The organism is Proteus genomosp. 4 str. ATCC 51469, assembly GCF_003144375.1.
GTDB lineage: Bacteria > Pseudomonadota > Gammaproteobacteria > Enterobacterales > Enterobacteriaceae > Proteus.
The window spans coordinates 1-16,568 of record NZ_PENV01000024.1 but is presented as its reverse complement, the minus strand read 5'-3'; the positions used below and the strand labels follow the sequence as shown (position 1 = coordinate 16,568).

General features: G+C 38.4%; 12 protein-coding genes. 4 read left to right on the top strand and 8 right to left on the bottom strand.

What is annotated here, in order from left to right; genetic code table 11:
- Positions 1–9 precede the first annotated feature (9 nt).
- Entirely contained in the window at positions 10–1,308 is a 1,299-nt protein-coding gene (locus DK866_RS18145; RefSeq protein ID WP_109410041.1) for a hypothetical protein, read from the bottom strand.
- A gap of 39 nt (positions 1,309–1,347) precedes the next feature.
- A complete protein-coding gene (locus DK866_RS18140; protein WP_227336065.1) occupies positions 1,348–2,535 on the bottom strand; it encodes an ROK family transcriptional regulator in 1,188 nt (395 codons plus the stop codon).
- A 286-nt stretch (positions 2,536–2,821) separates the two neighbouring features.
- Here DK866_RS18140 and DK866_RS18135 point away from each other — a divergent pair, with 286 nt between their 5' ends.
- Positions 2,822–3,223 (top strand): hypothetical protein, encoded by a 402-nt coding sequence (locus DK866_RS18135; RefSeq protein ID WP_109410040.1) that lies wholly within the window; start codon positions 2,822–2,824, stop codon positions 3,221–3,223.
- A 106-nt stretch (positions 3,224–3,329) separates the two neighbouring features.
- On the opposite strand, the gene pyk is transcribed toward DK866_RS18135, so the two are convergent.
- Both pyk and DK866_RS18125 read right to left on the bottom strand, forming a co-directional pair.
- Positions 3,330–4,781: a pyruvate kinase gene (gene pyk / locus DK866_RS18130; RefSeq protein WP_109410039.1), complete on the bottom strand. Its 1,452-nt coding sequence runs from the start codon at positions 4,779–4,781 to the stop codon at positions 3,330–3,332.
- Positions 4,782–4,846: 65 nt separating this feature from the next.
- Complete coding sequence (locus tag DK866_RS18125; RefSeq protein WP_109410038.1) at positions 4,847–6,184, bottom strand: MFS transporter; 1,338 nt, start codon at positions 6,182–6,184, stop codon at positions 4,847–4,849.
- Positions 6,185–6,496: 312 nt separating this feature from the next.
- Here DK866_RS18125 and DK866_RS18120 point away from each other — a divergent pair, with 312 nt between their 5' ends.
- Genes DK866_RS18120 through DK866_RS18110 form a run of 3 tightly spaced genes read left to right on the top strand, consistent with a single transcriptional unit; the run spans position 6,497 to position 11,474 of the window.
- Positions 6,497–7,786 carry an ABC transporter substrate-binding protein gene (locus tag DK866_RS18120; protein ID WP_109410037.1) on the top strand — a complete coding sequence of 430 codons (1,290 nt, stop codon included), beginning with the start codon at positions 6,497–6,499 and terminating at the stop codon, positions 7,784–7,786.
- A 57-nt stretch (positions 7,787–7,843) separates the two neighbouring features.
- Positions 7,844–10,219, top strand: coding sequence for an ATP-binding protein (locus tag DK866_RS18115; protein ID WP_109410036.1), 2,376 nt, complete (start codon positions 7,844–7,846; stop codon positions 10,217–10,219).
- The gene (locus tag DK866_RS18110; RefSeq protein WP_109410035.1) at positions 10,197–11,474 is read left to right on the top strand and encodes a sigma-54-dependent transcriptional regulator; all 1,278 of its coding nucleotides are present in this window, start codon (positions 10,197–10,199) and stop codon (positions 11,472–11,474) included. The genes DK866_RS18115 and DK866_RS18110 overlap by 23 nt, the downstream gene beginning before the upstream one ends.
- 78 nt (positions 11,475–11,552) lie before the next feature.
- Here DK866_RS18110 and DK866_RS18105 read toward each other — a convergent pair whose 3' ends face one another.
- From DK866_RS18105 to DK866_RS18090, 4 genes are all read right to left on the bottom strand, one after another.
- A complete protein-coding gene (locus DK866_RS18105; RefSeq protein ID WP_109410034.1) occupies positions 11,553–12,137 on the bottom strand; it encodes a common pilus major fimbrillin subunit EcpA in 585 nt (194 codons plus the stop codon).
- A gap of 466 nt (positions 12,138–12,603) precedes the next feature.
- Positions 12,604–13,290, bottom strand: coding sequence for a fimbrial protein (locus tag DK866_RS18100; protein ID WP_208624197.1), 687 nt, complete (start codon positions 13,288–13,290; stop codon positions 12,604–12,606).
- Positions 13,291–13,429: 139 nt separating this feature from the next.
- Complete coding sequence (locus DK866_RS18095; RefSeq protein ID WP_109410033.1) at positions 13,430–15,016, bottom strand: fimbrial protein; 1,587 nt, start codon at positions 15,014–15,016, stop codon at positions 13,430–13,432.
- Positions 15,017–15,044: 28 nt separating this feature from the next.
- Positions 15,045–16,568: CS1-pili formation C-terminal domain-containing protein (locus DK866_RS18090; protein WP_208624196.1), on the bottom strand; the 1,524-nt coding region annotated here is incomplete at its 5' end.

Here is a 16,568-nt window from a genome sequence, read left to right as displayed (position 1 = left end):
CGCGGTGTATTATTCTTTAATCGTGTTGTTATAGGCGTTATTGTTAGGTGTATTGTGTTCGCCAATGGCATCAAATAATTCTTGAGTAGCCCATCCATAGCAATAATAAAGTAAGTCATCACAAGCACTTTCTTCTGCTGCAATAACAGCTTCAATTAATTGAGAGGCAGGTAAATTCCACATTTGAATACCGCTATAAATAAAGGTATTTGGCTGTGAAAGCTGGCGAACTTTATTATTTTGTTCTGCAACAAAGTGAATAGGAAAACCTTGCTGTTTAAAGGTTTCGTATGAAATATCATAAGGTAATTCAAATAAGCGTTTGAACGCAGTAAATGCACGCTCTTGGCTTTCTTTATCATGGGCAAAATGATTAATTAACCCTTGAACATCTGCACCTCCCCCTAATTTATGATAAGGGAAATGTTTGAGTGTTGAAGAATAACGGGTTAATTCATGATAATTTTGACCTAAGATCCAACTATAAGCTGGTGGCCATAAGTCAAGCCATAACGTAATACCACCCGCAGTTTGTTTGGCATCAGACAGTAATTTTTCAACTAATTGAGTCACACTTTGTTGGCGAAATACTTGCCATGCTTTTAACAAAGGTTCTTCTTTTAATGCGCTAACAGGTGTTTCGAAATCCCCTTGTTTCAATGAATCAGCTAAAGCCGCCAGACGCTGTTTGATTTCATTAACAGGTAAACCTTGCTGTACCATTTTTTTTTCACAGTGAGGGCAAAAACAGGTAAATAATCCTGCTGGATTCACTTCTTTACCTGCCCAATCAGGGAAACGAATTCTGTCAATTAAAAAGGTGTCATAACCGTAGTTTTGTTTTAATGCTGTGAATGTCTTTTGCCACAATTGAGCGACACCAGGGGCGTTAGGACAGAGCCAATGTGCTTGCGGACGACCTTGAAAATCCACAACCTGATTGTTTTCTACATCCCCTGTGAAATCGCCATTAAGAATATTAGCCCATGGAATGACTTTATACTTTCCGCCATCAGTGGCTTTTTTTATCGTCATTAGCGGATCAGCACCCGCTAAAATGGTTGGATCAACACGTTGGCTCAGACGTGGAAAATCAGTATGAGTGTTGATGTGTAGTGTACCTGTTCCCATAACCACATTATGAATAGGGTTATGAGGTAAATCACCAACAGGGTAAGGGTTACGTTCAAAAATGGTATTAATTTCGACAAATAAATGCTCGACATGCTTCATGCCATCAAGGCGTTGAAGTATAGCGGACATGCCTTCGTCTAAAATATCATGTGGGTGAAGATGTATTCCTGCCATGAGTTGCTCCCATCTCGTTTAGGTACTTTTTTATTAGGGTTATCTCAGTTGGATCTCGGGCATAAATTGAATTGATGGATAAACCGTAGCCAAGGCAAGAATGGCAATGCCATAAAGCGGGCCTTTTTCCCATAATTCAGACAGCTCGATATTCACTTTGGTGTTAGCAAATAAATGTCTATCTAGATTTGCCTGAACACGCGGTAAAAAGGTGTCAGCAGAGCGAGTGATCCCGCCTGTTAATACCACTTTTTCCAGATTTGCAATGGCGACTAAATTCATAATGCCGATGGCAAGATAATCAGCCATTTCCTCAACTAAGGATTGAGCAAGCGGATCGCCTTGTTGTGAGGCTTGAATAATCTCAATAGCACTAAGATTCTCCCCTCGTAAGTTTGCCATTCGCTCACTTAAACCTGAGCCAGAGCAGAAACTTTCAAAGCATCCTTTGTTACGCCAGTTTCGAAAGAGATGGTCACGAGCAAACATCATATAGCCGATTTCACCAGCCGCATTGTTTGCACCGCGGATAACTTTTCCATCCATCAGCAAGGCGGAGCCTAATCCTGTGCCGATGCCAATCAATGCACAACTGTGTGTATGACGGCATCGACCTTTCCACATTTCACCCACAAGTGCTGCACGAATATCATTTTCGAGTACAACGGGTACATTGAGTTTTTCTGTAAGCTGTTGTGCTAAAGGCAAATTATCCCATTGAGGTAAGTTAGGGGAGCCTTCTAGTACAACACCATTTTTGATATCGATGATCCCTGGTGTGGCGACACCGATAACATTGATCTTTTGACGGTCTACGCCGCTTTTTTCGATCACATTTTCAATACTTTGTGCAAATTGCGTAATAAAGTGCTTACGATCGTCAGTATCAAAGGTAGGCTCTTGATATTCATACAACAATTCGGCATCTAAGTTAAAAACCGCATAGGCGATTTTGGTTCCGCCTAAATCAATGCTGACACCTAAACTGTGTTGAGGATCGAAGTTAACTAAAATACCTTTTCTGCCTTGTCCTGCTGGCGAACTGACACCACTTTCATAAACGATTTTTTCTTCAAGGAGATCGTTAATAATTTCAGACACCGTCGCTTTTGTAATCCCGCTAATTTTGGCTATCTGAGCCCGTGACAAAGGACCTTGATGACGAATGACATTTAATACAAGCGAGGCATTCATTTGCCGTAATGTATTGGGTACGTTCGGTGTCACGTTACTACTCCATTTGTTTAGAAACAAAACTAAAAGATGTTTTTTTTATATAAAATCGTCTGTGTTTGATATTTATGCACCGTTTTATTTACTTTGTAAAGTATAAAACGACTAATTAGTTTAGAAACCATCCTAAATGCGTTTGTGATCACAAATTGATGAGTTTGATTTGCACAATGTGATCCTCTAAAAGATCTTCAATGTTATATATTCGTTGCTCATATTCTTAGGGTAATAAAACGACTAGAATGAAATCAATATCTATTGAACTAAAGAGAAAGTTAGCATGAAAAAAGGAATATTATTAAAAGGGTTAATAGGAATGTTATTGCTATTCCCACTGTATTCACAGGCAGTAACATTAAGCGGTTATCTTGAGGTAAAACGATTATTAGCTTTAGATAATCCTTCTAATAAACAACTAGAATCGGTGACACAAGCTTACCTGAACGGTATTGCGAATGGATTTAATTTTTATGCAGTGTCAGTAAGATTGCATAATGAAGGTAATGATTTTAAGCCACTTTATTGTCCACCCAAAAAAGTCATACAAAATGGCGATTTTATGGTAAAGCATATTGATGCTTATCTTGATAAATATCCTATTGCTAAGCAAAAATATAAAGATACATCAATAGAGCTAGTTTATATTGCCGCATTACAAGATGCCTATCCTTGCGATGAATAAAAAAGAAAAATAGCCACAATCCTTGTGGCTAAAATGATTTGGTGTGCTCTTTTTCTTGTTATTTACTTCAGGTTGCCTCTCTCATAAGCCCCTTGATGGAAGACACTCAAGCAGTTGCTGCTTCAACTTGTTTTACAGGAACAAGATGACAACAATCGCTTTCACCCGTTTTTTCAAAGGTTGATAAACGAGTGATCAAGAGTGAATTCATGTCTGTTAATAATCCTTCTGCTTGCAGTTTTTGCATGATGCTTTCATCACAATCACTATTGTTATGACGTTGATAAGCAACAGGTGTTACACCGCGTAATACGGTGAGCTGACCCGCAAGTGCTGGATTATCTGTTAATGCATATACGTTATTGTTTGGCATAAAGCGTGACAATAAGGTCACTGATTTACCGTTTTCTGTTAATGCGGCAACACTTAAATGCTTGTCATCATGGAAGGCGGTTGTCGCAGCAGCCAGAGCAATCCAACGACCAGTTTGTGAATAGTAAGACGGTGATTGCCATGGGTTTTCAGCATTAGCTGCAAAAGAGCGTTCGGCTCCTTCAGCAACACGCGCCATTGCACTAACCGCCTCGACTGGGTATTTTCCTGCCGCAGTTTCAGCGGAAAGCATTACAGCATCAGTGCCATCACCAACGGCATTCGCGATATCCATTACTTCGGCACGGGTTGGCATTGGACTTTCAATCATTGATTCCATCATTTGAGTTGCAGTAATGACAGGGCAACCTAATGCGCGACAACGTGCAATTAGTTGTTTTTGTGCGCCTGGTAAGCTGGCATCACCGATTTCAACGGCGAGATCACCTCGTGCTACCATAATGACATCGGATGCTTTAATAATGTCATCCATATTTTCTTCACAAGAAACCACTTCTGCGCGCTCAACTTTAGCAACGATTTTGGCGTGACTTCCTGCTGCTATTACTAAATCACGGGCATATTCAATATCCGCACCATTACGAGGGAATGAAACGGCAATGTAATCTGCTTGAATAGCGGCTGCTGTGTGTATGTCTTGTTTGTCTTTCTCTGTTAATGCAGGTGCAGATAAACCACCACCGAGTAAGTTAATTCCTTTACGGTTAGATAATTTTCCACCAACAGTAACGACAGTCTCTATTTTATTATTATTTACGGCACTGACTTGTAATTGAATATTACCATCATCAAGTAACAGAATATTCCCTGGTGTGACTTCCTGAACAAGTTGTGGGTAATCCAATCCAACTTGTTGCTCGTCGCCTAATGTGCTGTCTAAATCTGCATTTAGAATAAAGCTATCGCCTTGTTTTAATTGAATTGAATCATTTTTAAAGTTAGCGATACGAATTTTCGGGCCTTGCAGGTCAGCTAAGATCCCGATAAATACACGATGTTTTTCTGCGACCTGACGGATAGTTGCGGCAGTGGCCTGATGCTGTTCGCGAGTGCCATGTGAAAAGTTTAAACGGAATACGTTAGCACCTGCCATAATCAGCTTTTCAATCATCTGTTCTGAGCAGCTAGCCGGGCCAAGAGTCGCAACAATTTTTGTCTTACGCATAATGACATTCTCTTTTTAAAGAGGGATACCCAAAGGTATCCCTTGATGACAACTTAATTAATTCATTAATCCATGGTAACTTTTTTCGCATTCCAGACTAGCGTCGCTAAAATCATGGAAACGATGGCAGAACCTATCCAGAAATACTGTACTGTGGTGAAGTCGTAGTTAGTGATATCGCCCACTTGAGTCACTTTGATCAGTGATGCCGAAATCAGTTCTTGAGCTGATGCTGCAATGTAAGCGAACAGTCCGATAAAGCCTTTTACTGCACCTACTGCGTTTTTCGGCATCAGGTCACAAGCGGTTAAACCTGCTAAGAACACAACCAGACCACCCATTGCAAAACCAATCATACTTAATGCAACAGCATCCATAACACGGCTTTGTGGACCCCAGAACATCAGTGCAAAACCAGCGATGTTGGCGATACCATAAATCAGTGTTGGAATATGACGGTTAGCGTTAAACAGTTTGTCAGAAGCCATACCCGCTAAGATTGCGCCGAAGAAACCAGCGATTGGGTAAGTTGACATTGCGAAACCCGCATCAATCAGTGAGTAACCTTTTGAGCCTTGTAGGTAAAGAACGGCCCATGAACTAATTGCGTAGCGAGAGATATACATAGCCGCACAAGCCGCTGCGATGATCCACACTGTTGGTTGTTTTAATACGAATAACTGAGCGCGACGAGTTTCTTTAGGATCACTTGATTTAACGGCTTCTGACTCTTCGCCATACGCAGTTGCTGGATCAGGTAAGCCATAAGTACGAGGACGGTCTTTTAAGACCATCAGTAAGATGATACCCGCAGCAATACCTGCGATACCTGCACCGATAAAACCTGCACGCCAGCCGAAGAAGCTCACTATGGTTGCAGTCAAGATCCAGGTAATTGCTTCACCGATATTACGCGAGCCACCCCAGATGGAATAAACCGTACCGCGCTGTTTTGGTGAGAACCACTGGAAGATAGAGACACAAGAAGGCGCTGAACCAACAGATTGGAACCAACCGTTAATACCCCATAACAGGATAAAGAACAGGCTCGCCGTTGACATTCCCATGAAGATACAAACAAAGGATGAGGCAATCAACGAGATGGACATAAAGCGTCCAATGTTGGCATAATCTGACAAGAAGCCGTTAGAGAACTTACCAAATGCGTAGGTAAAGAAGAACGCAGAACCCATTAAACCGAGTTCAGCGGTGGTTACAATACCTGCATCCAGCATAGGTTTTTTCACCACACCGAGTGCCATACGAACCACATAGAACATGGCATAACCAAGAACAAGACCAAAGAAGACCTGCCATTGGTGCTTTTTATATATTGCGCGGATCTTTTCACTTGACGCTTCTATTAGCGGCAGATCCTTTCTGGTTTTAAAGAAACTTAGCATAGAGATGACTCCGAATATTATTCATGTCTGAAGCTGATTTTGGTTTTCAGAGCTGATGCTATTCATTTAGGTCATCTTGGCGCAAAACACGGAATTTGAGTCATCGATGACACATTCTGCTGAATCGGTGAGTCAAATTTGTAACATCGCTATTAGGTGTTGGTTTAAAAATGAGTGAAGATATCGTCGTATCATTGTTGTAAATGGGTCATTAAGGACTCATTAGCCCAAAATAATAAATATTGCTAAATATCAGAAGTTTGAAGTTCGACACATTTTTATGTTTATTCAAAACAAAACCAGGGGTACGTCATGAGAATAAAAATAACACTTAGCCTCGTCTGTTTATTGTTTAGTTGGCTGTTTATCACTCCGGTACGTAGTGATGAGCAGCCACTTGTTATATTGACGACGCTTTCAGATACACCAATGAGACCACTCACAGAAGCTTTTAGCGCACGTTATCCTGATACCAAAGTGCAAGTGGTTTATCGTCGTGTCGCAATAGCAACACGTATGATGAAACAATATCCCACACAGCCTGTTGATATAGTGATGTCGTCCTCGGCTAACTTTTTTCATCATCTAGATAGAGAAGGGCTACTGGCGCGGTTACCAGTCAATTATGAAACGCCAAAATGGTTAACTCGCCATAGTGATATCTTAAACGATAAAATAACCACAGTTGGTTATTCCGGTATTGGTATTATGAGCAATACACAATACTTGCAAAAGTTGGGGCTTCCTGCACCGAAAAGCTGGATTGATTTAAGTGATCCGATTTATCAAGGGCACTTAACCATGACCACACCAGCGAACTCTGGCACGATGCAATTGATGGTGGAAAATGTGCTGCAAGAGTATGGCTGGGAGCGAGGATGGCAGATCTTACTAGAAACCAGTGGTAATCTTTCTTCCATTTCTGCACGTAGTTCACGTGTTAGTGATGCTATCGCCAGAGGTATTGTTGGTGCAGGGCCAATTATTGATAACTACGCTTTTAACCATCAAAAACGCTTTGATTTTGTTGAGTTTAGCTATTTTGATAAATCGATTATTTTGCCAGCTTATGTCGCCATTGTGGCGGAAAGCAGTAAAAGAGACACCGCGGCCAAATTTATTGCCTTTCTTTTATCGGATGAAGGACAAGAGATCATCTATAAGAGTGATATGGCAAAGATCCCATTAAGCAAAGAGATCTTAGGTAATAACGATGAACTTGCTAATAACACAGAATTTATTTTAAACAGTAATGAGGCTTATCGTCGTAGTGAAGTGGTGAATGTGTTATTTGATCAAATGATCACGCATAATTTTCCTTTAATGCGCCAAGTTTGGAATGATATCCATGAAGCAGAAAGACAGGAAAATAAAACTCCAGAACGCATTTCTGCGATCAGTAAAGCACGAAAAATAGCAAGTTCAGTGCTTATTAGTGAAAAAGAGGCTAATTCACCGACATTACAAGCGTTATTTATGAAGGAAGCCGATCAGCGAGAATACTCTGATCAAGCGTTAGCTGTGCTGTATCAATGGCGTACATTAGAAGCTGAAAGGCTTGAACAAGCACTGGTTTTATTGAAAGAAACAAAATCACCCTAACCGCCTTGTGGTTCAGATATACAGCAGGAAGCGCTGTTTTTATGAAAGGTATTACGGATGAAATTATTAGTGCCTAAACAATTTGGCAAACTAGGTAGACGCCTGTATATGGCGTTTATCTTTAGTTCTTTACTCACCTTATTGATTGGTGTGGTTATCTTTTTTATGTGGGGAAAACTGGCAACACAAATTAATGCGTCAGTGGGAGAGTCTCTACCGATGTTAACCACCAGCTATAATATGGAGCGTTATAGCACCAATTTACAAATGCTATTAAAAGAGCGAGAGCAGACACAGAGAAAATCAGTTTCAGAGCAACAACAGCAGGAAATTCATCAGTTATTAGATAATTTACGTGAATTCCCTATTGAACAAACACCGCAACGTGATTTTTATACTCAACTTGTCGATGAATTATCAGAGCTCATTAATCAACAAGATGTATTACTCGATAAACGACGTGAATTAGAGAATCGCCTTGCTCAATTATTGGGACAATTGGCTTGGATGCATGATGCTGTTGGTGAAGATATTAAACCGCTACTTAATGAAATTGAGTGGCATGTCAGCCAAATGCTCAATGAAAAAAATGTGCAGGAAAATAGCTTACAACTGTTATTAGAATCAACGTTATTACAAGAATTATTTACCACTGAGAATGAATTAATTGGTTTAGTTGAAGAAATTGCTCATCAACGTTATAGCCGTGATATTGATGTCGCTTTTCACTATATCAGTGTCAAAATTGATGAAATTATTTCGTTAAATCAGAAACTAAAAAGCTATCCATCAACCATTGCTCACAGACAGGTATTACAAGAGATTATTTCTATCACTCGTTATGATGGTGATATTTATCAAACACTGATTGATGATGTAGAAAACGAAAAAAAGCTTAAAGCATTAACCCCTGAATTAAATGAAAAGTTATCTCAGTTTGATAATGCCGTAAGTGGTAATGTGTTGGCGACCAGTGAAGTGTTAAATAAACTCAATGGCAATACCCGTAAACTGATGGCAACAGGGAAAATTGTTATTGTAGCGATCATTGTCGCTTCTTTATTACTCAGTATTATTGTGATGAAAATCTTAATTGATAGAAGACTTATCGCAAGATTGAATAAACTCAGTGATGACTTAGCGCATGTTGCCAAAGGTAATTTAACGGAGCCTGTACTGATTGAAGGGCAAGATGAAATTGGTCTATTAAGTCGGCGGCTTCGCCGATTTTGGCGTCAAATGAAAGAAGTTGAAGCCAGCAATGCGTTAAATCTTATCAATAATACCGATGCGAGTTTAATTACCTGCCACCACGATGGCAGAATGGAAACCGTCAATCCAAGTGCGGCAACGTTATTAGGAACAGGAAAAGAGCAAAGTAATAAACCGCTTTGGTTACTATTTAGTGGTGAGGCGAGCACAATGCTTAAAGCGCAATTTAGCTCAAGCAGTCAGCTTTACCGTTTAGGGCAGAGTGAATGTACTATTCGCATGGTAAAAGTAGGTGAGCCTCATTTCTTACAATTTAATATTCGTGAATATCCGCATAAAGATGAGCATAAATATATTGTGACTATCACAGATATTACGCGCCAAGAGTTAAGCCGATTAGAGCTTCAACGGCTGGTGGCATTAAAAACACAAGATTTGCAGGATAAAAACCAGCAATTAAATGAAGAGATGTTGCGTCGTGAACAAGCACAAAAACACTTAATTCAAACACAAGAAGAGTTAGTACAAGCGGCTAAAATGGCGGTTGTCGGGCAAGCAATGACAAGTCTTGCGCATGAACTTAATCAGCCTCTTTCTGCAATCAATACCTATTTGTATAGCGCAAAACTGACCATGCAGATGGAAAAATACGATCAATTGCCTGATTCTATAGAGCGTATTGAAAAGCTTTGCGCGCGAATGAATCGAATCATTACAGCATTACGTAATTTCTCGCGTAAATCTTCGTCTGAAATTAGCTTTGTTTCGGCACCATTAAAAGAGTTGGTAGATAGCGCAATGGTGCTGGTGGAGTCTCGTTCTAAGCGAGAGCAGTGCATCATTACGAATAATATTCCTGATGAATTAACCATTTGTGCTGACCCGACTCAAATCGAGCAAGTTTTGGTTAATCTATTTGTTAATGCGATGGACGCCATTGCGGGTATTGGTGAAAGTCAGATCACTATCGATCTCTTATCTGCTGATCCTAAAAGGAAATTAGTGGGGATCTCGGATAGTGGAAAAGGGTTTAATTCAGCTGTTTTACCAAAACTATTTACCCCGTTTACCACAACAAAAGATGTGGGGCTTGGGTTAGGGTTATCCATTTGCCGTTCTATTATGCAACGGTTTGGTTATGAAATTTATTTGGCCTCAGCGTTAAACGGTGGCGCTATGGTTGTTTTGGAGTTTACTGATGACACAATCACTCATGCCTGATATTGATGTTCTATTAATTGATGATGACGAAGATATACTTGAATCTTATCGTCATTTGCTTAACCTCGCGGGTATGGTTGCCAGAGTAACTGATTCGCCTGAAAAAGCACTTAGCCTTTTAACACCAGAGTGGCAGGGTGCTGTTGTGCTCGATATCTATATGCCAGCAATGAATGGTATGGAAGTGCTTGAACGTATTAAACACATTGATCCTCGTATCCCAGTTATTATGATCACTGGGCATGGCGATATACCGCTGGCTGTTGAGGCAGTAAAAAAAGGCGCTTATGACTTTATTGAAAAGCCAATTAATCCGCCATTATTCTTAGAGTTGGTGGCAAAAGCACATAAAGAACGACAGTCTATTCTTGCCCTTAGAAATGCGGTAATCAGCACAACTCAAGAGCGATTAGTGGGTGATAGCGCACAAATCACTGCGATTAGGGAGCAAGTACAACAAATTGCCGATATCGATAAAGACTTAATGATAGAAGGCGAGATGGGAACAGGGCGTCACCTTCTTGCTCAACTCTTACATGAGTTAAGCCCGCACAGCGATAAAGCGATCCAAACTGTGGATTGCCAGAATTTATCTGATATTAAACAGGTTATTGCTCAAATTGAAGCGGATGAAGTAGGAACGCTGATTTTGCGTTCTCCTTATGATTTATCCTCAGAAGCACAACGCTGGTTAAGTTCTTATTTGTTAGATATGGAACGCCAAGGAAAGCGCCATTTTAGAACGATTGCAATTTTAGAAAATAATACACAGCAATTGGTAACAGAAGGGCGGTTAATCCCTGAATTTTATTACTATTTTTCACAAATCACTTTTTCATTGCCTCCGCTAAGTGCGAGACGCCCTGATATTATTCCGCTATTTAGAGCGTTTTTGAGACAAAGTGCGCAGCGACTTGGTATTGCGGTACCGAAGATTGATCGTAATTATCTTGATATTTTAAAACGTTATGATTGGCCGGGTAATATTCGAGAGTTACGAAATGTGGCTGAATTGTATGCGGTAGGTATTGTGAAGATGGTGGATAGTGAACAACATAGAGCTATTATTCCACCAGAAGGCCCTTTGGACAACTTAGTTGATGAATATGAGCGCCGATTAATTGAGGATGCATTATATTTATTTGCAGGTCGTGTTAGTGATGTGGCGGATTATTTAGGTATTCCTCGTAAGAAGCTGTATTTACGGATGAAAAAGCACGATCTTGATAAAGATAGCTATAAACCGAAGGTTTGATTTAGATCCTATGGAATAATAAAGAAGCGCCATACCGGCGCTCTTTCGCATTTTTTCTTTTAAGATACATCGATTGAATTATCTTGCAGCGAGAGTTACAAAATCGCCTGACCACTTACTGGTAAATTCAATACGCAAAGCGCCTTCCCATAAACCTTCTGGTAATGATGCAACAGTTTGAGAACCATTGATAACATTAAATAAAAAAGCACTTTGAAGACTTTTTAACTCGCTTTTCTCTGATTCTTTATTCTCAGCCACCAGCCCATGATGAATACCTTTTTGATTATCGAGAATAACGGTTTCTTGATTATTTGATAATGTTTTACCGTTCCAGTCTGCTTTCACTGTTAATACAGAATTATCAGTCGCATTTTTAAGTTCATTACTAATAATTTTCGAAGTTAATTTAAAGTCTGTTGCCCCTTCGGCATCTTTAACAGTGATATCAAAAGTCCCATTTTGTGTATTAAAGCGGTTATTTTCTGTTACTTCAAAATGTAGGGCATTTAAAGGGGTAACACCTAATTCACTTTGTGGTTTTTTTACTGCTGTAGCATGCCAATTTGCAACAGTTTGTATAGAAGCACTGTTGTTTGCGTAAGTTGCAGTTGTGGTAAACGCTGTCAGTAATAGGCTTAGTAAGACGTGGTATTTTTTCATGGTTTATTCCTAAAAAATTATCGACGTTAATAGCAATATCGGCTAAAAAGTTTTTTTCATGAATTTATAAATAAAATTATGAGCATCTAAAAAAGATGAATCATTAGATAAATTATCGAATAAATTTGAAAAATAGTTTATTAAAAACGTCATAAAAAAATAGGAATAAAATGTAATAAAAATAACTTTATCGTTAATAATGTAAAATAATTAATTATCAATAACTTATGTTGTTATTGTTATCTTTTTATGATTATTGCTCAAAAGTTAAAAATGATAAATATGACAAAATATAAATTAATTTAATTAATTATGTATTTACAAAAATTATATATTTAACAAAGTTACATTTTCTTTCAAATGAGAGGAAATAACAGGAAAGGTTATGAAATAGGTAGGATCACTTATTTTATAATAAAAAAGGTAGCTTATTAGGCTACCTTTATTTTTTTAATCAGCATTTATGTTAGTTTGTAGCGCAATTATTATCTAACCCAATGTAACGATCAAAAGCGATGATAAACTGTTTATGCTCTTTCTTTAGCCAAGGATGTTGGTAACTTTCACCGGGTAATAGCTGTAATATCTTGGCATTTTCTTCGTCAGAATCGCACTTATCATTTAGCAGTAAACGGAAATAAGTATTGCCTGTGTTTCTGATGGTGCCAGCAACATTATTATGATCATAAGTGAATTTCATTTCACGAGGACGAATAACCATCACGGTGTTTAATCCAACAGTCGGAACGACTAAAGGCTGTTTACTGTTTTCTTGATAAGGTACTAAGTTAACAGGAGTTTCTTCAATAATAATTCGGTAATAACGCTCTTTATCGTCTTTGGCACCTTTATAAAATAATTTAAAAAACTCATGTTCATTAGGTAATAATACTTTTTGCAACGGTGTGTAAAGTATTTCACCATCATCGATAGGGAGTTGTTTTTCATCTTTTTCTTTGCCTCCCGGTTTTTCGATTTTATAGACATGAATTTTATAAAGATTCGTTCTGTCTGTATTATTAAGATAAGTGCGAGAGAAAAAGGTTTTATCAGATTCAAGAGTAAAAACTTCAGAACCTACATAAAGAGCATGGGTTGAAAATGTTAGTGCTGAGAGCACTAATGTACTGATAAATTTTAATATTTTTTTCATTCTATCTCTTTAATTCGCTTTTTAATAATCAGTAATAAACCACACTATAATACCGTTAATCCAGATTACATTATGTAGGTTCAAAAGCAAAACGGGTATAAACACTAAATTCATACCCGTTGATTAACCAACTTGACTGTTAGTAAATATCTGTGCCAGACCATTCAGCAAATACATTGACATAACCGCTGGCTTCTACCACGCCAATCCAGTCTTCCCCTTCCATTGAGAAAAGAGATGTTCCTTCATTCATCGGAAAGGTTAATTGCAAATCGGTACGATAGAAATAACCCTCTAATTGATAAGGATAAGGCCATGTGGTTTGTGTCCATAAGGCTTCTTTTATGGATATAGGTACATTATCGCAAGCTGTGCGGGTTTTAACTTTTGAACCACTTTCATCGGTATAAGTCAGATAAGCTGAAAAGGGTACATTAATTTTTTTATCTTTAGAGCTAAATAAGCAGTAAGGCTGACCTTTTAATGTAATTTGAGGGCCTTCAACTGCGGCTGTAATTTTATTTGCTTGGCGAAATGCACTGGTGGTAACGATATAGTCAAAGGTTAGCGGTGGCTCTTTATCGCCCACTTTTCCTTCTCTATGAGGATTGCTCACTAGTTCTTTAGAGACAATACTAATGCCGTAATCGCGAGGTTTTATAATTATTGTATTAGAAGGCGTAAATTCATAATAGCCAGATTGTGGTGCAACGGTTTTGTTATCAAAACCAAAAGTAAATAATTGTTGGCTTTTAGATAAATCAATTTTACGAGTAATGAGTTCTTTTAAAAATGTTTGTGAAAAAAAGACATCAATTCCATTTTCTCCAGCAGACAGAAGATTTGTAGCATAAGTTCTATCATCGTAATTATACCACTTGGTAAAGTTGCTTCCCTTTATTTTAATTGTGGCACTTTTAGGGGTAAAACCTAGCATTGGATCTATATTTAAGCTAATACGAATTGTACTGATTAATGAGCCTTTTAATTCAGACTCCACTAATCGACAACTTATTCCTGATGTATTTGATATTGTTGTTACAGAACAAAAATTGGAGCCTAAACCTAATACGGCATTACCATTACTATCAACAAAAATTTCTTGCAATGCATTTGTAGAGATTAATTTTAAATGTCCAACTTTTGTTAAATCGTAAATGGTCGTTTCTTCATTTTTAGGTTCAACATCGACACAACGTTGACCTCTTGATGGATCATAAAATTTATCTGTTGAACAAAAACGGTAATCTAAAGTTGTTTGAGTATTCACTGCCATTTTGTTAAAAAATAAATATGAACTGTTAGAGAAAATCCCTCTTACATTATTTGACTGCCCATCATTATTGAACGCTGGGATGTGATAAGCACCATCGGCTAGGATATACTCCGCTGCATTTAATGCAGTATCTGGGCAACCAGACATATCCCTTCGGCAACGATTACCCGTAAAAGGTTCTTTAATGGGAGAATTTTCTAACCAAATATCACCATAATAATTTTTCCCCACTTTCCATGTGCCCATTCCCATATAGCCTAGGCTAGCGTGTTTCTCTACAAATTTTGCAAATTCATTTGAGCCAGTGAAGCGAGGACTTAATTTTGACGTAGTAATAAAATATTCATTATCAATATTATTTTCGACAAAAAAGAATTCATTTTTGTCAGCGAATGAATTAACAGAAAATAATAATATAAAAATAAAACCTAATTTTTTAAAATTGCTCATAATATTAGGAACCTAATTTAAAAAGATCTTAATTTCGAACCGCCAACGTAGTCTGCGGATCACAAATCACATCACCTACCCATAACACACCACGTGCAGATGAAAGATCTAATTCAGCTTCACAAATTTGTTTATCATCTTGTTGTAATGAAATGACTGGGTAGCGTTTATCAACATCCATTGCAAATTGGCCTTGGTGGTCGGTTTGAGTGCGACCGATATGGTTACGAACTTGCGCACTAGCTAACAGTGTGCCATCAGGCGATTTCATTCGACCAAATACGGTAACCATTTGTTTTAATTCAGGTTGATGTACTGCAACGTTGCCTGGATAAAGCACTACGTTTTTCACTCGACCTGAGGCGATATCAAAGCTATCTTCACTGTTTTTATCATTGAGTAATTCGACCTTATATTCCGCGTAAGGAGAAAGCGGAATAAAGTTATTGCTACCGGATAAAACAAAGCGTTGGCCATTGACGTTGGCGGCAATTTGCCCTTCACCATCAATGCCTGTTTTAACAATTACCCCTGATGTTTCTTGTTTACCACTGGCAGAGAAATTCATATCACTATATGCCAATGAACCTCTAGCGGTTAACGTAGTATTTAAACGATCATTATTAGGGCGACTCATGGTTAGCGTACCAGTACTGTATTTGGTATCAAAAGAGCCGTAACCACTGACAGAGAAATCACTGTCAGTACCGTCTTTATCGTGTAATAAGGTTGATACCGATAAACCTGCGTTACGAATAGCCGAATCTTCAAAGCTTTTCGATGCAGATAACTCGCCACGCACATTACCATTACTAGAAGAAACGCCGGCACTAAGCCATGTTGCGAGTGGTAGTGAGAAATCCAGTGTGATGTATTTTTCGTTAGTGCTACTTTGGTTATCGTAGTGATAACGTTGAACACCGGTACGCAAACTCATGCTACCGTAACGTCCGTTATAGAGTGTGGTGGAATATTCAAAGTTATTCGATTTGTTTTTATCGCGTAAATCTTTGGTATAGGAATAGGTAAATGATCCGGCATATTCCCAAAATTGAGTCAAATTGAGGGTAGTACCAAAAGAGTAATTATCAGAGTCATATATAGGGAAATCATCTTTGATATTCCCTTTCTCTTTATTTACCCAAAGTGAGCCAAAACCCTTGGGCAATGAATAAGATGCGGTAATTATATTGCGATCACTACCATCGTTAGCAAAAAGTGATTGCCAACTAGTTGATATATTTTCACTTAATTGTAAATTAGCATTGGTTTCAAGTACGCTTAAATCATCAAATGCATAGGTTGAGGCTTGTAAATTTAATCCTGAGAATACCCCTAAAGTAACTGTTCCTGCACCACCCACTAGCCAAGTATTATCAGAGTTTGATGTTCTATATCCATTGTCTCTATTTTTAATCCGTTTTTTATAATCGACATAGCCTGAGAATATTTCCCAACGAAACTCATTTAATGTTGCGCCTCGCATATTGAAGGTTTTATTCACTGTTTGAGCTTGTTTGGAGTGAACCTTACCGTCAATAACGACTTCGAC